This window comes from Afipia sp. DC4300-2b1 (genome assembly GCF_049895725.1).
In the GTDB taxonomy this organism is placed as follows: domain Bacteria; phylum Pseudomonadota; class Alphaproteobacteria; order Rhizobiales; family Xanthobacteraceae; genus Afipia; species Afipia broomeae.
Window position 1 is genome coordinate 895,691 of sequence record NZ_JAFCSX010000001.1, and the last position, 17,980, is coordinate 913,670.

15 protein-coding genes and 1 pseudogene are annotated in these 17,980 nt (G+C 62.0%); 8 read left to right on the forward strand and 8 right to left on the reverse strand.

Features of this window, described 5'->3' with window-relative positions:
* Nucleotides 1-163: 163 nt before the first annotated feature.
* From ACP7AL_RS04450 to ACP7AL_RS04470, 5 genes are all read right to left on the reverse strand, one after another.
* Nucleotides 164-2,440: a molybdopterin cofactor-binding domain-containing protein gene (locus tag ACP7AL_RS04450; protein ID WP_425989280.1), complete on the reverse strand. Its 2,277-nt coding sequence runs from the start codon at nt 2,438-2,440 to the stop codon at nt 164-166.
* Nucleotides 2,437-2,928 carry a (2Fe-2S)-binding protein gene (locus ACP7AL_RS04455; RefSeq protein WP_425989283.1) on the reverse strand — a complete coding sequence of 164 codons (492 nt, stop codon included), beginning with the start codon at nt 2,926-2,928 and terminating at the stop codon, nt 2,437-2,439. The genes ACP7AL_RS04450 and ACP7AL_RS04455 overlap by 4 nt, the downstream gene beginning before the upstream one ends.
* 207 nt (nt 2,929-3,135) lie before the next feature.
* On the reverse strand, nt 3,136-4,050 hold the full coding sequence (locus ACP7AL_RS04460; protein ID WP_425989286.1) for a DMT family transporter: 915 nt from the start codon (nt 4,048-4,050) through the stop codon (nt 3,136-3,138).
* A 225-nt stretch (nt 4,051-4,275) separates the two neighbouring features.
* Nucleotides 4,276-4,620, reverse strand: a complete 345-nt coding sequence (locus tag ACP7AL_RS04465; RefSeq protein WP_024921226.1) for an AtuA-related protein — start codon at nt 4,618-4,620, stop codon at nt 4,276-4,278.
* Nucleotides 4,621-4,623: 3 nt separating this feature from the next.
* Nucleotides 4,624-5,976 carry an acyclic terpene utilization AtuA family protein gene (locus tag ACP7AL_RS04470; RefSeq protein ID WP_425989290.1) on the reverse strand — a complete coding sequence of 451 codons (1,353 nt, stop codon included), beginning with the start codon at nt 5,974-5,976 and terminating at the stop codon, nt 4,624-4,626.
* A gap of 75 nt (nt 5,977-6,051) precedes the next feature.
* On the opposite strand from ACP7AL_RS04470, the gene ACP7AL_RS04475 reads away from it, so the two are divergent.
* A complete protein-coding gene (locus ACP7AL_RS04475; protein ID WP_425989293.1) occupies nt 6,052-6,384 on the forward strand; it encodes a hypothetical protein in 333 nt (110 codons plus the stop codon).
* A 53-nt stretch (nt 6,385-6,437) separates the two neighbouring features.
* A complete protein-coding gene (locus tag ACP7AL_RS04480) occupies nt 6,438-7,109 on the forward strand; it encodes a dienelactone hydrolase family protein (protein ID WP_425989296.1) in 672 nt (223 codons plus the stop codon).
* Between the two features lie 7 nt (nt 7,110-7,116).
* On the opposite strand, the gene ACP7AL_RS04485 is transcribed toward ACP7AL_RS04480, so the two are convergent.
* The 3 genes from ACP7AL_RS04485 to ACP7AL_RS04495 form a co-directional block, all read right to left on the reverse strand.
* Nucleotides 7,117-7,683 (reverse strand): polysaccharide biosynthesis/export family protein, encoded by a 567-nt coding sequence (locus tag ACP7AL_RS04485; RefSeq protein ID WP_006023571.1) that lies wholly within the window; start codon nt 7,681-7,683, stop codon nt 7,117-7,119.
* Nucleotides 7,684-7,817: 134 nt separating this feature from the next.
* A complete protein-coding gene (gene msrA, locus ACP7AL_RS04490; RefSeq protein WP_425989300.1) occupies nt 7,818-8,471 on the reverse strand; it encodes a peptide-methionine (S)-S-oxide reductase MsrA in 654 nt (217 codons plus the stop codon).
* A gap of 169 nt (nt 8,472-8,640) precedes the next feature.
* Complete coding sequence (locus tag ACP7AL_RS04495) at nt 8,641-8,958, reverse strand: hypothetical protein (RefSeq protein WP_425989303.1); 318 nt, start codon at nt 8,956-8,958, stop codon at nt 8,641-8,643.
* Nucleotides 8,959-9,268: 310 nt separating this feature from the next.
* Here ACP7AL_RS04495 and rpsT point away from each other — a divergent pair, with 310 nt between their 5' ends.
* The 6 genes and pseudogenes from rpsT to gyrB all read left to right on the forward strand — a co-directional run bounded on the left by rpsT (nt 9,269) and on the right by gyrB (nt 17,864).
* On the forward strand, nt 9,269-9,535 hold the full coding sequence (rpsT, locus tag ACP7AL_RS04500) for a 30S ribosomal protein S20 (RefSeq protein ID WP_006023567.1): 267 nt from the start codon (nt 9,269-9,271) through the stop codon (nt 9,533-9,535).
* Between the two features lie 1,223 nt (nt 9,536-10,758).
* Nucleotides 10,759-12,195, forward strand: coding sequence for a chromosomal replication initiator protein DnaA (gene dnaA / locus ACP7AL_RS04505; protein ID WP_425990022.1), 1,437 nt, complete (start codon nt 10,759-10,761; stop codon nt 12,193-12,195).
* A gap of 226 nt (nt 12,196-12,421) precedes the next feature.
* The gene (gene dnaN / locus ACP7AL_RS04510; RefSeq protein WP_024921220.1) at nt 12,422-13,540 is read left to right on the forward strand and encodes a DNA polymerase III subunit beta; all 1,119 of its coding nucleotides are present in this window, start codon (nt 12,422-12,424) and stop codon (nt 13,538-13,540) included.
* Between the two features lie 118 nt (nt 13,541-13,658).
* Nucleotides 13,659-13,947 (forward strand): annotated as a pseudogene (locus ACP7AL_RS04515) (GIY-YIG nuclease family protein).
* Nucleotides 13,948-14,031: 84 nt separating this feature from the next.
* Nucleotides 14,032-15,177 (forward strand): DNA replication/repair protein RecF, encoded by a 1,146-nt coding sequence (gene recF / locus ACP7AL_RS04520; protein WP_425989308.1) that lies wholly within the window; start codon nt 14,032-14,034, stop codon nt 15,175-15,177.
* A 245-nt stretch (nt 15,178-15,422) separates the two neighbouring features.
* On the forward strand, nt 15,423-17,864 hold the full coding sequence (gyrB, locus tag ACP7AL_RS04525; RefSeq protein ID WP_425989311.1) for a DNA topoisomerase (ATP-hydrolyzing) subunit B: 2,442 nt from the start codon (nt 15,423-15,425) through the stop codon (nt 17,862-17,864).
* Nucleotides 17,865-17,980 lie beyond the last annotated feature (116 nt).

The following is a 17,980-nucleotide window of genomic DNA, read 5'->3' on the forward strand; positions in this document are numbered from 1 at the left end:
GCCAGATTGCGGGAGCGGCTGCTGCCGGTCAATGATCTGAAGCAAATCAAACGCCGCAAACAAAACCGGAAGCATCCGTAACGATGCCTCCGGTTTTCTGGGATTTTCAGATGTCACGCGCGGGTCAAGCCCGCGCATGATAATCTCGCCATCGAACCAACGGTCACGCCTTCTTCATGCCGGCCTTCACTGCATCTGCCGTGATCGGCAGCGAGCGAACGCGGGCACCGACCGCGTTGTGAATGGCATTGGCCAGAGCCGGCGCCACCACCGTCACCGCAGGTTCGCCGACACCCGTCGCGGGTTCGCCATTGGCAATGACGGCGATCGCCACCTCCGGGATCTGGCTCATCCGCATCGGGGTGTAGGTGTCGAAGTTGGTCTGCTCGATCGCGCCATCCTTCATGGTGGCCTTCTCGAACAGCGCCAGCGACATGCCCCACAGCGCCGCGCCCTCGACCTGGGCGCGGATGCCGTCCGGATTGACCTGGGTGCCGACATCGGTGGCCACGGTGAGTTTCTTCACTTTCACCTCGCCGCTGTCGTTCACCGCGACATGGGCGACACACGCCGTCCAGCTCGCGGTGGCGCGTTCCTGCGACGACACGCAGGCGACCCCCATGCCTTCACCCTTCGGCAGCTTCTTGGTGCCGTAACCGGCGAGACCCATCGCGGCCAGCAGCGTGTTGCGCAGCCGCTGCGCGCCGCCGGCATTGGCGCCGGCGCCATCGAGCATGTCGATGCGGAATTGCGCCGGGTCTTTCCCCGCCGCGACCGCGAGCTCGTCGAGCATGCTCTCCACCGCCCAGAAGGTCCAGCCGGGAGCCACCGAGCGCAACTGGCCCGACGGCGTCGCCGACTGCGCCAGTTCGTTGATGATGGCGCGGACATTGTGGTTGGGCACCGTATAAAAGAAGTCCGCGCCGTTCACCGTGAAGGCATCGAGCGCGCCCTTCTTCTCGACATCCGGCGACAGGAACGCCGGAATGCCCCATCGCTTGGTCGGCCAGGCGCTGACAACGTCATGATTGAACGCCACCAGCTTGCCGCTGTCGTCGAGACCGGCCTTGATCTTCTGGAAGGTCAATGGACGCGAGAAGTCCATGGTGGTGTCGTCCTCGCGCGAGTAGATGACCTTCACCGGCTTGCCGACGGCCTTCGCCGCAAGCACCGCCGGAATCAGCATGTCGCCGTCGAGACGCCGGCCGAAGCCGCCGCCCAGCCAGGCCTGATGCATGACGATGAACTTCGGATCGACACCAAGCGCACCGGCCGCGATCGCGCCCGAGCGGGTGGCGAACTGGTTGCCGGTGTAGACATGCCAGATATCGCCCTTCAGTTCGGCCGTGGCATTCATCGGCTCCATCGGCGCATGGATGTTGATGTTGGTGGTGTATTCCGCCTCCATCACCTTCGATGCCTTGCCAAGCGCTTCCGCCGTGTCGCCGTTCTTGACAAAAAACAGCCCCGACGCGTTGTCGGCTTGCAAACGCTTGGCTTCCGCCAGCAGGGATTCGCTGGAGACTTTTGCATTCGGCCCGTTGTCGTAGGTGACCTTGAGTGCGTCCGCTGCCTTCTTGGCGTTGGCATAGGTGTTGGCCACCGCGACGACCCAGCCTGTTGTGGTGCCGGTCTTGTCGTCCAGCGTCACCGCCTTGATGAAGCCCGGCACCTTCTTTGCCGCGCTGTCATCCACCGACTTCACCGTCGCGCCGTAGCGCACCGGCGGCATCACGATCTTGCCGTAGACCATGCCGGGCAGGAACGTATCGATGCCGTACTTCGCGGTGCCATTGGTTTTCGAGGGAATGTCGATCTGCGGGATCGACTGGCCGACCAGCGTGTACTGATCCGGCGTCTTCAGCTTGAGCGCTTTCAGTTCATCCGCCGAGAACTTCCTGGTCGCCTTGCCGCTCTTCACGATCTCCGCGAAGGTCAGCGACTTCTTCGATTTCGGATGCGAGATCGTGGAATCGCGCACCACCAGTTCACCCGCCGGCACGCCCATGATTCCTGCCGCGGCTTCGGTCAACGCAATGCGGCCCGCGGCACCCGCGCGGCTCATGGCGTCGAAGTTCATCATGGTGCTCCACGAGCCGCCGGTGATCTGCGCGCCAAGAACCGGATCGTTGTACTTCGGATCGTTGGAGGCGAGTTGAACCCGCATGTCCTTCCAGCTTGCGCCGAGTTCTTCAGCCACAAGCTGCGCCATGGTGGACGCGATGTGCTGTCCCATATCGGCCTTGCCGCAGGTCACGGTGACGAGACCGTCCGGCGCGATGGAGTACCACACGCTTGGATCGAATGCGGCGGGCGCGGCCAGCGCGCTCGATCCCGGAACGGATGCGAAGCCGAGCGCCAGACCCGCGGCGGACGTGCCGACAATGAATGAGCGGCGGCTGAGATCGGTCGATGAATCGACCTTGAGGTGCTTGTTCATGTTGCCCTCCGGTCGGCTGGCGCGTTGGACGCGGTGCGCATATCGTTGGCGGCCCGCATGATGGCCTTCTGAATTCGCGAGTAGGTCATGCAGCGGCACAGATTGCCGTCCATGTGCGCGACCACTTCGTCCTTGGTCGGGTTGGTGTTCCTGGCGAGCAGCGATGCCGCCTGCATGATCTGGCCGGACTGGCAGTAGCCGCATTGCGGCACCTGCTCGAGAATCCAGGCCTTCTGCAACGGATGATCGCCCTTGGCGCTCAAGCCTTCGATGGTGGTGATCTTCTTGCCGGCGACTTCGCCGAGCGCGGTCTGGCAGGAGCGCACGGCTTCGCCGTTGACATGAACAGTGCATGCGCCGCAAAGACCAGCGCCGCAGCCGAATTTCGTACCGGTCATCTGGAGTTGTTCGCGGATAATCCACAGCAGCGGCGTATCGTTCGCCGCGTCGACGGACACATTCCGCCCGTTAATGCTTATCGTCGGCATTTTTGCGTTTCCCCGCCGGTGCACGACATCGCTTACGGCGATGACTCACATCGAGGTCGTCCGCCCGCCACGCACCGGTCAGTAGCGAGCGGGCGGAAGCATGATCGGGTTTTCAACCGCTGGCAACGAAATTGGAATCGATCAAAACAAAATGACGCGCATGGCTGCTTCTTTGTGCAGCGCGACATACGATTCAAATTTGTAACGTTATGAGGAGCTGGCCGTGCGCTGCGGAATCGTCATCGCAGCGATGCCCACGATGACGCAAACAAGACCGATCCAGACCGTCGGCGACAGCGTTTCGCCCAGAGCCACCACACCAAGCCCGACACCCAGCGGCACACGTAAATAGGCTTGTGCAGTGGTGCCGACCGATCCCAGCGTCTGGATTAGCCGGAAATAGATCACAAAGGCGAGCGCCGTGGAAAATGCCGCGAGGGCAATCAACGCCGCAACAGAGGCTGCCGACGGCGTCAACGTCCATGGCCGGTCGACGATGAGGCTGAGCGGCGTCAGCATGACCGCGCCGCAGATCATCGATCCGGCGGCCGGCACCATTGGATCGAGCCCGTTGAAATTGCGCCCGAACAGCGCGGCGGCACCAAACATGACCGCAGAGAGCACCAGCGCAAGCTGGGCGATGACATCCTGTCCCAACCCATTTAGCGCATCGACGCCCACCACGAGACAAATCCCGGTGAGACCTGCCGCCACACCGAACGATTGCCGCAGGGTGGGACGCTCGTGACGCACGAATAGCAGCGCCAGCAGGAACGCGAAGATCGGCGCGTTCGAGCCCAGGATGGTCGCGAGGCCTGCACCCACATGGGTTTCCGCATAGGCGATCAGCGTGAAGGGCACCACGCTGTTGAGGCAGGCCTGGATCATGAAACGCTTCCACACCGCCGGATCGCGCGGCAGGGTGATGCCGCGCAGGCGCATGATCGCCAGCAGGATGCCGCCTGCGATCAGCGTGCGCCCGGAAATGAAGGTCAGCGGCGGAATCGTCTCGACGCCGATCTTGACCAGTGTGTAGGCCGCGCCCCACAGCGTCGCCAGCAAAACCAGCAGGGCAAGGTTGACCGCGGTGCGCGCGGGAGGCGTCTCGATAGCGAGGGTCATGTCGGCCTATAACGTTCTTTTCCAAAAGCATCGGTTAGCGATGATTCACCTCTCCTGTGGGGAGAGGTCGGCACGCAAAGCGTGCCGGGTGAGGGCGTAGAATCTCTCGATAGATTGAGGTCCCCTCACCCCAACCCTCTCCCCGCCGGGGAGAGGGAGCACTTTTCGTTCGTAGCCAGATACTTGCTCATATCAGACAATCGTTGTTTCGATGCGGGTCGAAGTTTATCCGCCGCGCAGCAGATTGGAGTATTGCTCCGGCACCTCGATCGGAAAGCCAAGGATCGCCGCCGACAGCGCCTTGCCGTAGTTGTCGAGGCTGAGGCTGCGCGACACCCCGCCGCCGAGCGCACCCTCTGCGACGAAATTCAGCGCCGCCAGATTGTCCGCCTCATAGCGCGTGACATCGCCCTTGATCGCGCCGCGATAGAACGCCTTGAACTTTGCCGCAGTCAATTGCGCTTTCAGCAGCGGGTAAAATTCGTCGCGATAGGCGATCACCGCGATATTCGACGTGTTGCCCTTGTCGCCGGACCGCACATGCGCCACGCGCTCAAGTTTGATAAGCATGGGTCAGCTCTCATACCAGGTGATGACCGGGGCGACCTTCTCGCGCGGCACCAGCGTGGACCACACGCCAATGATCTCGCGGGCGCGGTCCTGATGCGGCACCCGCTTGCCGGTCATGCCGACGCCGGACACCGCCATGCCGTCGATCTCGCGGCCGACTTTCAGGGCTTCCTCGCGCGTCTTGCAACGCGCGGCGACACGCACCGCGATTTCATAGGGCTCCGGCGCGTCCTGTGGCGTAGCCTCGCCATGGATAGCGTTGACGCCAAGGAAATCGATCCTCAGATCGTCTGCCTTGAGATCCACGATGCGAAACCGCTCTTCGAGGATTGTCTTCGCCAGTTGCGCACGGCGCAGCGCGCCCGGACCGGCATAGAAGAACATGTCCTCGCCGATGAAGCCTTCCATGCAGCCCATCGACACTTTCAGTGTCGCTGTCCGCGGCTTGCCGCCGATGTTGCGGACCCGCATGCGGTCCGGACCGGCCTGTTCCAGCGCAGCCGTGGTGAAATCGACCACAACGTCCGGCGTGATGTAGTTCGCCGGGTCGTGCACCTCGTAGAGCATCTGCTCTTTCACTGTCATGGCGTTGATCGCGCCGCCGGTACCCGCAACTTTCGCAATGACGGCGCTGCCGTCGCTCTCAACCTCGGCAATCGGAAAAGCCAGATCCCACGGATTCGGCACATCCTTGAAGCCGGGATCGGCGAAATAGCCGCCAGTCACCTGGGCGCCGCACTCGAGCAGATGCCCGAGGCCGCTGCCCGCGCCGAGTTTCGCAAAGTCATCCGCGCGCCAGCCGAATTCGTGCATCATCGGCGCGAGAAACAGGGACGGATCGGCGACCCGCCCGGTGATGACAATGTCCGCACCCTGCCGCAAGGCTTCGACAATCGGCTCCGCGCCGAGATACGCTTCCGCCGAAATGATCTCCGATGCGATGGAACTGACCGGGGCGCCGTTTTCCAGAATGGTGCCGCCAAGCTTTGCGATCCGGTCGGTAATAAGACTGCCGGAAACCGCCGCCACCTTCTTTCCGCGCGCGCCGTGTTCACGCAGCAGTTCGACGATGCGCTGCGCCGCGCCGTCCGGATTGATCCAGCCCTGGTTGCTGATGATCCTGGTGCCGCGCTTGAGACAGCCCGGCAGCACGGCCTTCATGCGGTCGTCGAGATAGGTGTCATATCCGGGGAACGACGGATCCCGCCGCTTGCGCACCTGCGCCGCCGAGACGGTCGCCTCCGCCATGGTCTCGAAACAGAGATAATCGAGATCGCCCTGCTCGGCGTTGAGTTTCGCCGGCTCGATGCGGTCACCCCACCACGCCGATCCCGCGCCTATCCGCAAACCCGACAAAAAGTTGATCCTTCCCCTGAGTTTTCTTGAACCTTCCGGCTTGCCTTGGGCGGCAAACCGAAGAACACTTTGTCCATGAAACTAGTGTTGTTCGCCCCGCTTGTCGCCATCGCTCTTGTGCATACCCCGGTGGATGCGCGCGCGGAGCGGCTGCCGCCTTCTCCCTTCACCACGACACTGTCTAACCACACGCCGCTGGTGTTCGGCATGAGCGTGGACGACGCGACCGAGGCGCTGGGACAACCGCTGAGCTATGTCAGCGGCCAGCCCGGCAATGAAATCTTTGTCGTGATCCGCAATGTCGGCGCGCGATGGTCGTTCCGCGACGACCCGCTCTATCTGCAATTCCGCGGCGGGCGCCTCACCGGCTGGAAGGCCGACTGGAGCCGCAACTGGATGTGGCGATAAGCCTGCATCCTATTCGCCGTAGCATTTCCGATATCTGATGGAAGGACGTCCATATGGGACAGACGATCACGTTGACCGCCTCGGATGGATTCAGGCTTGGCGCCTATCGCGCCGATCCGGCTGGCGCACCGAAAGGCGCGCTTGTCGTGATCCAGGAAATCTTCGGGGTCAACTCGCACATCCGCAACATCTGCGATCGGTTGGCGAACGAAGGCTACGTCGCCATCGCACCTGCGATCTTCGATCGCATCGAGCCGGACTTTCAGTCGGGATATTCGCCGGATGAAGTCGCGGTGGCGCGGAAATTCGTCGCCAATCCCGATTGGCCGGCGATGCTGCGCGACACGCAGGCCTCCATCGATGCGGTGAAAGACATCGGCCCGGTCGGCATCATCGGCTTTTGTCTCGGCGGCAGCATCGTCTATGCCGCAGCGACCAAGCTTTCAGGTCTCCGCGCCGCGGTCGGCTATTACGGCGGCGCCGTGGTCCGCTTCGCCGATGACAAACCCACCGTGCCGACACAGTTGCACTTCGGCGAGAAGGACACCGGCATTCCCTTGAGCGATGTCGAGATCATCAAGGCGAAGCGGCCTGAGGTCGAGGTGCTGATTTATCCCGGCGCGCAGCACGGTTTCGGCTGCAACGAGCGCGCCAGTTACGACAAGCCGAGCTCGGATCTCGCCTGGCAGCGCAGTCTAGCGTTCTTCAGGAAAAACTTGAAATAGCGACGTATCAGAACCAGCGTTCGGCAACCGAGATGGTATCGCCGGGCTTGAGGAAGGTGCCGGGCGGCACCACCGCCTGCGCCGCGCCGCCTTCACCGACGCGGGTCAGCTTGATGGCCTTGCGCTCTGCGCGCGGCGTGAAGCCGCCGGCGATGGCCACCGCGCTCTCGACCGTCATGTTGGGCACGTAGGGATATTGGCCGGGTGCGGTGACTTCACCAAGGATGAAGAACGGCCGATAGCTCTCGACTTCCGCCGCCACATACGGCTCGCGCAGATAGCCCCGCTTCAGCCGCGCCGTCACGGCAGCAGCAAGCTCGGCGGGCGTCAGTCCGCGCGCAGGCACCGAGCCGATCAGCGGCATGGTAATCGCTCCGCTGGCGCCAACCGCATAGGTGTTGGTGAGACCTTCCTGGCCATAGACCACGATGCGCAATTTGTCTCCGGCGTCGAGCCGGTAAGGCTCATCGACCGGCGCGTAGCCGGTCGTCACAGACGCGGATGTCTGCATGCAGCCCGTCAGCGCGAGCGCACCAATAACGACAGCGATCAGCGATAACCGCGACGCACGCATCAAACGCTCCGGGCCTGCCCTCGTGATGAGAGACAGGCCCGGTGTGCAGCATTTATGGTTAACAAAGGGTAAGCGCGGGGTTAGTTGCGCATGATCTGATCGGAAAACCTGCTCCCGCTTTTCCGGATCATGCGTTACGCGCTCACGCCCACTCCGATCGGGCACGACACGCCGGTTCCACCAAGGCCGCAGTACCCGGCAGGATTCTTCGCCAGATATTGCTGATGGTAGTCCTCGGCAAAGTAGAACTCGCCGGCCGGCTTGATCTCGGTGGTGATCGAACCATACCGCTTGGCGTTGAGCGCCTTGTTGTAGGCATCCTTCGAGGCCAGCGCCGCCTTCGTCTGCGCGTCGCTGGTGGTGTAGATCGCAGAGCGGTACTGCGTGCCGATGTCGTTGCCCTGGCGCATGCCCTGGGTCGGATCGTGGCTTTCCCAAAACGTCTTCAGCAACGCGTCGTAAGACACCTTGTTCGGATCGAACACCACCAGCACCGCTTCGGTGTGGCCGGTGCGGCCCGAGCAGGTCTCTTCATAGGTCGGGTTCGGTGTCGACCCGCCGGCATAGCCGACAGCGGTGACATAGACGCCGTCCATTTCCCAGAACTTGCGCTCGGCGCCCCAGAAGCAGCCGAGACCGAAAATCGCCGTCTCGAAGCCGGCGGGATAAGGGCCCTTCAGCGCGTGTCCGTTGACGAAATGGGTCCTGGCCGTCGGCAGCGCGGTCGCGCGGCCCGGCAGGGCATCGGCGGCGCTCGGCAGATCGAGGGGCTTGCGGGAGAAGAACATGGCGTGCTCCTTGCGGGTTCGCGTCTCTATATATGGGCCTATACGCAGCAATTGTCAGAGCGTTACGCGCCGCCGGCTCATCATATGTCCGGCATCACCCCTTGAAATATGCGCGAACCCACTCCCGAAATTTGCTCGCCAGGCGAATTCGCCTCACCCGGAACGCTGCTCAATTTCGTGAGTAACCGATCAGCGGCTTGGAAGGCCGGAACAGCAGCATCAGGACAATACCCAGAATACCGAGGACCGCCCAGGCCGGCTGGTTGAGCAGAAGCTTCATCACGCTATTCCAGAGCAAGGGCGAAACTCCTTCGACCAGGGTCTGAAACGACTGCTGGCTGGCCTGGTTGATGTCGTTCCAGAGCTCGCCGAGGCGCGTAATCCGCAGGGTCTGGTCGGCAATGGTCCTGGCCCCGTCGTAAACCAGCGACAGGAAGCCGATAACCAGCAGAAACAGCCCAATCAGACGAAAAAACCCACGGATCATCATTCACCCCATTTATTTCAATCACTTCGCCGGTATCGGCAGGGCCTCCCGCCGGACCCGGAAACCCCAAAATGGGCCCGGAAATCGTTGACGGTGCAGGCCAGTATCCCTATAAGAACCCGCAACTGGCGGCGGGCGCAATCCTGCCGCCGATGTTCTTTGAGAGCGTGTTCTTTAAGCAAGCTCTTTGAGAAGAACATTTTCAGGACCACCGATTTTCACCCATCATCGGCCGAACGGTCGATAGCGATCAGCCCGTCGGCTCACAACGACAGCCGCGGTCTGACGGACCGAGAGAAACCGAGAGACCATGGCCAATACCACTTCCGCCAAGAAGGCGACTCGCAAGATTGCCCGCCGCACCCTGATCAACAAATCGCGCCGCACCCAGATGCGCGGTTCGGTTCGCAATGTCGAAGAAGCGATCAAGAAGGGCGACCGCGCCGCCGCTCTCGAAGCGATGAAGAAGGCCGAGCCGGATCTGATGCAGGCCGCGCAGCGCAATATCATTCACAAGAACAACGCGAGCCGTAAGGTATCGCGCCTGACGCATCAGATCGCCAAGCTCGCCAAGTAAGTTCCACGGCGCGTTTGTCCCGAAAAAACTGACCGTCAAAAAGACGATCTGCAAAAGCCCGGCGAACGCCGGGCTTTTTCTTTTTGCAGTTGCACGATGAACACAGACGTTCCCCGATGCGCGGCGGCACACCAACACCGTTCATGACATGCGCACCGACAGCATTTGCGGTGCTTGCGATGTTTCGAAAATGCAAGCGCGATGACGCACCGACTCCAAACCACGAGCAGGGGTTACCCTGCTCTGCCGATCACAAAAAAACACGCGTGACGAAGGCCTTATCGGCATAGTGAGCGACAGCAGTTGGAAAACGCATGGGTCGCCTGATCAATCTTAAATTATTTATGAAGGAAGTTTTGCCGATTGCTCGTTTTGTGACAGTTGTCCGACTTTTCGAATCTCCGCACAGATTCAAAACCTTGCTGTTTTGTCATGAACCACTCGGTGTTTCGCATCCGCGGCAAGTCGCGCTTTGAGCGCGCGATGCGAAATCAATTTCGTTGCGAGCCGCAGCGCCTCGTGTATTTCTTATTACGTCGCGTCGCCCACGGCTCTCTTGATCAGCGCGGTTTGAGACTCTTGGGCGGGCATGCAGTTAAGGTTGGTCTGCACGTCAGTGGCACTTTCCTAGCGATGGTTGGGCGCGGACTCACGGTTTGTGAGAACGGTCCTCTGTGTGAAAATTTCTCCGCCGCGGCGATCGGAACTTTCCGGGCTCCGCGTAACAAAGCGAGAAATCCCGCAGAGGAAAAACCCCACCAGCTTCGAAGGCAGGGGATAGGTTTGGACGGGCGAAACGAAGCGGCGGCTACGGCCTGATCAGTCAACTGATCGGGCGAAAACAAAAGATTAGACCAGATCAAGGCGATAACAACTTGCCATGGTTTTCCCGTGGCAGGAGGGGGAATTTTTATGTCCAGCAGTCAGAGCAGGCACAGCGACTTTACAGCAATCATTTCCAGCGAGTTCATTTCAGCGACCACGCCAGCCGCGCCCTGCGGTCCGCCACCCCATTCCAGTCCGCGCTAACGCGACACACGTCTTCTTCCCAAAGCTGAGCAATGCCCGCGGCGATCGGCGCCGAACGGCGGAGCGTCTGCAAACGACGGAAGAAACGCATGTCAGCGGCAGACATCATCACGGCTCTGGCCGGATCACACCTCAATCAGAAGATCAGAACGCAAATGACAATCTCGGCAGAAACAATTCCGGCAGGCATCGAACTGGCAGACATCGAACGCGATCAGTGGGCGCGCTTCAAAGGACGGCTGCGCACGAATGTCGGCGAGGATTTCTACACAAGCTGGTTTGCCCGCATGGACCTCGAGCGCATCCATGACGACTGCGTTCACATGACGGTTCCGACCAAGTTCCTCAAGAGCTGGATTCAGGCTCACTATGCCGACCGGGTCCTCGCCTGCTGGCAGTCTGAAGCGCCGAGCGTGAAGCGCATTGAACTGACGGTGCGGACCGCGATGCGTTGTGCCGCGCCAGTGAAGGACGCCAAGGCGCCGCTGGGCCAGCCCCGGCCGGAGCTCGGCAATGGCGCAAGCCGCCCGGCGCCGGAACTGCGCAACACCGCGACCGCGCCGGTGTCGGCGAGCCACGAGGCGCTCGGCGGTTCACCGCTCGACCCGCGCCTGACATTCGCGACCTTCGTGATGGGCCGCTCCAACACGCTGGCACATGCTGCTGCACGTCAAGTGGCTGAAGGACGCCGCGGCGACAGCGTGATGTTCAACCCGCTCTATATTCATGCCGGCGTCGGCCTCGGCAAAACCCATCTGTTGCAGGCGGTCACCTGGGCCGGGAATTCCAATCCCGAGCGCAAGGTGCTGTATCTGACCGCCGAGAAATTCATGTACGGCTTCGTCGCCGCGCTGAAATCCCAGACGGCGCTCGCCTTCAAGGAAGCGCTGCGCGGCATCGACGTGCTGGTGATCGACGATCTTCAGTTCCTGCAGGGCAAGTCGACGCAGTCGGAATTCTGTCACACGCTGAACGCGCTGATCGACGCCGGGCGTCAGGTGGTAATTGCCGCCGACCGGCCGCCGTCCGATCTGGAAAGCCTCGACGACCGCGTGCGCTCGCGCCTCGCTGGCGGTCTCGTCGTCGAGATGGGTTCGCTTGGCGAAGAACTGCGGCTCGAAATCCTGAAGTCGCGCGTGTCGGCCGCGAAGGCACATCACGCCACCTTCGACGTGCCGATGCCGGTGCTGGAGTATCTCGCGAAAACCATCACCCATAACGGCCGCGATCTTGAGGGCGCGATCAACCGTCTCCTTGCTCACAGCAAGCTCAACGCCACCACCGTGACGCTTGAAATGGCGGAACGCGAAGTCCGCGATCTGGTCCGGCCGATGGAGCCGAAGCGGGTCAAGATCGAGGACATCCAGCGCGTGGTCGCCCGGCAGTACAATGTCAGCCGCTCGGACCTCCTGTCATCGCGCCGGACCGCCAATGTGGTCCGTCCGCGTCAGGTCGCGATGTATCTGGCAAAGACGCTGACCCTGCGCTCCCTGCCGGAGATCGGACGCCGGTTCGGTGGCCGCGATCACACCACGGTCCTGCATGCGGTCCGCAAGATCGAGGCCCTGGTCGCCAAGGATGTCTCGCTCTCCGACGAGGTCGAACTGCTGAAGCGCCAGCTTCAGGAGTGATCCAGCCGGGATGGCTTGGAAAAACCTGAGATAACAAAGGGGGAAAGCCGCCTTCCGGCGGCTCTCGCCCTTGCGCTTCCCGCTCAACCGCGCCACCTTACGGTCCCCCGTGGACCCCGGCGAAACTCCCGTTTTGCCGGTCCGCAGGGTTCAGTCGCCGCGGCGTGCTGTCCAGCCGTCCGGCACCTCCAATAACGATACGGACTTGGGATCGGGCGGAATTGTCATGAAGGTTACCGTCGAGCGGGCGCAACTCCTCAAATCACTGAGCCACGTTCATCGCGTGGTCGAACGCCGCAACACAATTCCGATATTGGGCAATGTGCTGATCCGTGCCGACAAGTCGCGCCTCAGCCTGAAGGCCACCGACCTCGATCTTGAAGTGACCGAGACGCTGGCGGCGGAAACCGGTACCGGCGGATCGACCACCGTTCCCGCCCACATGTTCTACGACATCGTGCGCAAGCTGCCGGACGGCTCACAGATCGTGCTGGAGGGCGACGGCGACCGCTCCGTGCTGGCGATCCGCGCGGGACGCTCGCGCTTCACGCTGCAGACGCTGCCGGAAAGCGACTTCCCCGATCTCGCCGCCGGCGACATGACCCATTCATTCACGCTGGCCGCCGCTGACATGAAGCGGCTGATCGACCGCACCCAGTTTGCGATCTCGACCGAAGAAACCCGCTACTATCTCAACGGCATCTATCTGCACGCCGCGGGCACCGCTAAGGCCGCGACGCTGCGCGCGGTCGCGACCGACGGTCATCGCCTCGCACAGGTCGACCTGCCGTTGCCGAAGAGCGCCGACGGTATGCCGGGCGTGATCGTGCCCCGCAAGACCGTGGGCGAAGTGCAGCGCCTGATCGAAGACAACGAGGCCGAGCTGAAGATCGAGCTGTCGCAGGGCAAGATTCGCTTCACCATCGGCGATGTTGTGCTGACCTCGAAACTGATCGACGGCACATTCCCCGACTACGGCCGCGTCATTCCGCAAAACAATGACAAGGAACTGATCGTCGACAAGAAGGATTTCGAGGCGGCGGTGGACCGCGTCTCGACCATCTCATCCGAGCGCGGCCGCGCCGTGAAACTGGCGCTGTCCGCCGGCAAGCTCGTGCTGTCCGTGACCAATCCGGATTCCGGCAGCGCGACGGAAGAGCTGGAGGTCGAATACGCTTCCGACCCGCTCGATATCGGCTTCAATTCGCGCTACCTGCTCGACATCGCGGCGCAGATCGAAGGCGAGGTCGCGGTGCTGCGTCTGGCTGATCCCGGCTCGCCCACACTCGTGCAGGACAAGGACTCCAAGGGCGCGCTGTACGTGCTGATGCCGATGCGGGTGTAATTTTACTGTTATGACGTGAATGCACTTTCTCTCTCGCCTTGTGGGAGAGGGTGCCCGCGATCCGACAAAATTGAAGATCGTCATTGCCGGGCTTGACCCGGCAATCCATCATCCTCGAATGAGATATTGGGTTTACATCCTTGCCAACAGGCCGGGCGGCACGCTGTATGTGGGCGTCACCAACGATCTGATACGCCGCATCTACGCACACCGTGAAGGACTCGCCGAGAGTTTTCAGCAAACGCTACGACGTTAAAACGCTCGTTTATTTCGAGCAGCATGACACTATCGCTGCCGCACTCCAGCGCGAAAAAAACATCAAACACTGGTCGCGCGAGTGGAAGATCGATCTAATCGTCGCACAGAATCCTGATTGGAACGATCTTTATAGTGAGATTGTCCGCTGATGCGGACGATGGATTGCCGGGTCAAGCCCGGCAATGACGATCGACATCTGTTGTGACGTTCTCAGGCCTGCTATCTAGCGCACCATGACCGTCTCCCGCATTCTCCGCCTCAGCCTGACGCATTTCCGCAACTACCGTGCGGGGAGTGTGGAGACGCGCGGCGATGTCGTGGTGCTGGTCGGCCCCAATGGTGCGGGCAAGACCAATTGCCTGGAGGCGATCTCGTTTCTTTCGCCCGGACGCGGCCTGCGCCGCGCCACGCTCGATGATGTTGCGGATATCCAGGGCGACGGCTCCTGGGCGGTGTCCGCCGAGGTGGAAGGCGAACTCGGCCTTGCGACGCTCGGCACCGGCATCGACGCGCCCCGCGCCGACGGCGCGTCCTCGCCCCGCCGCGTGCGCATCGACCGCGAGCCGGTGACCTCCGCGGCGGCCTTTGGCGATCATCTGCGCATGGTGTGGCTGACGCCCGCCATGGACGGCCTGTTCATGGGCGCGGCGTCGGAACGACGTCGCTTTTTCGACCGTCTGGTGCTGGCGATCGACTCTGAGCATTCCAGCCGCGTCTCGGCGCTGGATCGTTCCCTGCGCTCAAGAAACCGGCTGCTGGAAGACCGCAACTTCGATGCGCACTGGTGTGACGCCATTGAGCGTGAAACCGCGGAACTCGCGGTCGCGGTCGCCGCCCAGCGCGGCCAGACATTGCAGCGATTGAGTTCGATGCTGGCCGCGCGCGGCAGCAAATCAGTGTTTCCGTCGGCGCTGATTGCACTCGACGGCTGGATGGAGAATGCGCTGCTGACCGAGACCGCCACCGCCGTCGAAGACCGCTACCGCGACATGCTGCGGGAAAGCCGTGCAAAAGACGCCGCCGCGGGTCGCACGCTGAACGGGCCGCACCTGACAGATCTGCAGGTCATCTACGCGCCCAAGAACATGCCGGCGCGCGATGCCTCCACCGGCGAACAGAAAGCGCTGCTGATCGGCCTCGTGCTGGCCCACGCCACTCTGGTCGCCGAGATGACCGGCATCACGCCGCTCCTCTTGCTCGATGAAATCGTCGCCCATCTCGATCCCAATCGCCGCGCCGCGCTGTTCGACGAACTCGCCGCCCTCGGCGCACAGGTCTGGATGACCGGCGCTGATCCGGTCGCATTCACGGACATCGGTGCGCGCGCGGATATTTTCGACGTCGAGGCGGGGACGGTGAAACGGCGCGCGCGCGGCTGAACCGGGCCGCGATCTCGCCCCCAAAAGCCCTCCCGCATGCTGCGCGAATCAAGCTTTTCCACAGCCCCGAAAATGCCTCTTCGGAGCCTTGAAAAACAGCCAGAAAATCCTATCTAATCAACAGCTTGCAGGACGCCACTTTGTCCTAGGAGCTTGTCTGTTTTCATGGCACAAATCGACAATCGAAGGCGCATTTTCCGCGACCCGATTCGATCTCTCTGCCGAACCATTTTCGAAGGCAACTCATGACCGAACCAGCCCGGCAAACCAGCGCCGAACCTGTCGCCAATCCCGGTGCGGAATACGGCGCTGAATCGATCAGGGTGCTGAAAGGTCTCGACGCCGTCCGCAAGCGGCCGGGCATGTATATCGGCGACACCGATGACGGCTCGGGCCTGCATCACATGGTGTACGAAGTCGTCGACAACGCCATCGACGAGGCGCTTGCGGGCCATGCTACCCGCGTCGAAGTCATCCTCAATCCAGACAACTCGGTGACCGTACGCGACGACGGCCGCGGCATCCCCACCGACATCCACAAGGGCGAGGGCATTTCGGCCGCTGAAGTCATCATGACCCAGCTTCATGCCGGCGGAAAATTCGACCAGAATTCCTATAAGGTCTCCGGCGGCCTGCACGGCGTCGGCGTCTCCGTCGTCAACGCGCTATCGAGCAAGCTGGAATTGCGCGTCTGGCGCGACGGCAAGGAACACTACATCCAGTTCAAGCACGGTGATTCCGTCGCCCCGCTGGAAGTCGTCGGCGATGCCAATGGCAAGCGCGGAACTGAAGTGACATTCCTCGCCTCGACCGAAACCTTCACCAATGTCGAATACGATTTCGCGACGCTGGAGCACCGCCTGCGCGAGCTGGCGTTTCTGAATTCCGGCGTCAACATCACGCTCTCTGACATGCGTCACGCGGTCGAAAAACGCGAGGAACTGTTCTACGAGGGCGGCGTCGAGGAATTCGTCAAATATCTCGACCGCAACAAGAAGCCCGTGGTGCCGACCCCGATCGTGATGCGCGCGGAGCAGAACGGCATCAGTGTCGAAGTCGCGATGTGGTGGAACGACAGCTACCACGAGAACGTGCTGTGCTTCACCAACAACATTCCCCAACGCGACGGCGGCACGCATCTGGCGGGCTTCCGCGGCGCGCTGACGCGTCAGGTCACCGGCTATGCCGACGCCATGGCGAAGAAGGAAAAGATCGCGCTGACCGGCGACGATTGCCGCGAAGGCCTCACGGCTGTGCTCTCCGTCAAGGTGCCAGATCCGAAGTTCTCGTCGCAGACCAAGGACAAGCTGGTGTCCTCGGAAGTGCGCCCCGTGGTCGAAAACGTGCTGAACGCGGCGCTCTCGGCCTGGTTCGAGGAACATCCGTCGGAAGCGAAGACCATTGTCGGCAAGGTGATCGAGGCCGCCTCCGCGCGCGAAGCCGCACGCAAGGCCCGTGATCTGACCCGCCGCAAGGGCGCGCTCGACATCGCCTCGCTGCCCGGCAAGCTGGCCGACTGTCAGGAACGCGATCCGGCGAAATCCGAACTCTTTATCGTCGAGGGTGATTCCGCAGGCGGCTCCGCCAAGCAGGGCCGCAACCGCGAATTCCAGGCGGTTCTTCCATTGCGCGGCAAGATTCTCAATGTCGAACGCGCACGCTTCGACAAGATGCTTTCATCCGAGCAGATCGGCACGCTGATCACGGCGCTCGGCACCGGCATCGGACGCGACGACTTCGACATCTCGAAGCTGCGCTATCACAAGATCATCGTGATGACCGACGCCGACGTCGACGGCGCACATATCCGTACGCTGCTGCTGACGTTCTTCTTCCGGCAGATGCCGGCGCTGATCGAAGGCGGGTTTCTCTACATCGCCCAGCCGCCGCTGTTCAAGGTGACGCGCGGCAAGTCCGAGCAGTACCTCAAGGACGAGCGCGCGATGGAAGATTACCTGATCGAGACCGGTCTTGATGACTGCGTTCTGAAGCTGTCATCGGGCGAGGACCGCAAGGGCCGCGATCTTCAGGCACTGCTGGAGGACGCACGCGTCATCCGGGGCATTCTGAACAGCTTGCATAGCCGCTACAACCGCACCGTGATTGAGCAGGCCGCGATCGCCGGTGTGCTCAGCCCTCATGTGATCGGCAACATCGAGACCGCCAACCAGGCCGCCGACTATATCGCCAAGCGCCTCGACGCGCTGGCCGACGAGGTCGAACGCGGCTGGGTCGGACGCTTCACCGAAGGCGAAGGTTATTTCTTCGAGCGCACCGTGCGCGGCGTCAAGGATGTCGCCATCATCGACGACGCGCTGCTCGGCTCCGCCGAGGCGCGCAAGCTCGACGAATATGCGGGACGGCTGCAGGAGGCTTATCCGCGCAGCGCCGTGCTCCGCCGCAAGGACACCGAAACGCCGATCCACGGACCGGTCAGCCTGTTCGAGGCCGTCACCGATGCCGGACGCAAGGGCGTGACCTATCAGCGCTACAAAGGCCTCGGCGAAATGAACCCGCAGCAATTGTGGGAGACGACGCTCGACGTCAATGCCCGTTCGCTGCTGCAGGTCAAGGTCAAGGAAGTCGACGCCGCCGACGACATCTTCACGAAGCTGATGGGTGATGTCGTCGAACCGCGCCGCGAGTTCATCCAGGACAATTCGCTCGACGCCAACGTGGACGTTTGATCCTTATTCGATTGACGTTCACGATCGCCTGAGACGTGCGCCGCATTGCCACGTTTCATCCACATCCGGGCACGATGATCGGGCTTGATGCGCACATGGACCGTGGTCCATAAGCC

Excerpts from the sequence above, each read along its gene's own strand:
- ACP7AL_RS04450 (WP_425989280.1), bottom strand. The coding sequence starts at position 2,440 with ATGAACAAGCACCTCAAGGTCGATTCATCGACCGATCTCAGCCGCCGC.
- ACP7AL_RS04455 (WP_425989283.1), bottom strand. The coding sequence starts at position 2,928 with ATGCCGACGATAAGCATTAACGGGCGGAATGTGTCCGTCGACGCGGCG.
- ACP7AL_RS04460 (WP_425989286.1), bottom strand. The coding sequence starts at position 4,050 with ATGACCCTCGCTATCGAGACGCCTCCCGCGCGCACCGCGGTCAACCTT.
- ACP7AL_RS04465 (WP_024921226.1), bottom strand. The coding sequence starts at position 4,620 with ATGCTTATCAAACTTGAGCGCGTGGCGCATGTGCGGTCCGGCGACAAG.
- ACP7AL_RS04475 (WP_425989293.1), top strand. The coding sequence starts at position 6,052 with ATGAAACTAGTGTTGTTCGCCCCGCTTGTCGCCATCGCTCTTGTGCAT.
- ACP7AL_RS04480 (WP_425989296.1), top strand. The coding sequence starts at position 6,438 with ATGGGACAGACGATCACGTTGACCGCCTCGGATGGATTCAGGCTTGGC.
- ACP7AL_RS04485 (WP_006023571.1), bottom strand. The coding sequence starts at position 7,683 with ATGCGTGCGTCGCGGTTATCGCTGATCGCTGTCGTTATTGGTGCGCTC.
- msrA (WP_425989300.1), bottom strand. The coding sequence starts at position 8,471 with ATGTTCTTCTCCCGCAAGCCCCTCGATCTGCCGAGCGCCGCCGATGCC.
- ACP7AL_RS04495 (WP_425989303.1), bottom strand. The coding sequence starts at position 8,958 with ATGATCCGTGGGTTTTTTCGTCTGATTGGGCTGTTTCTGCTGGTTATC.
- rpsT (WP_006023567.1), top strand. The coding sequence starts at position 9,269 with ATGGCCAATACCACTTCCGCCAAGAAGGCGACTCGCAAGATTGCCCGC.
- dnaN (WP_024921220.1), top strand. The coding sequence starts at position 12,422 with ATGAAGGTTACCGTCGAGCGGGCGCAACTCCTCAAATCACTGAGCCAC.
- recF (WP_425989308.1), top strand. The coding sequence starts at position 14,032 with ATGACCGTCTCCCGCATTCTCCGCCTCAGCCTGACGCATTTCCGCAAC.
- gyrB (WP_425989311.1), top strand. The coding sequence starts at position 15,423 with ATGACCGAACCAGCCCGGCAAACCAGCGCCGAACCTGTCGCCAATCCC.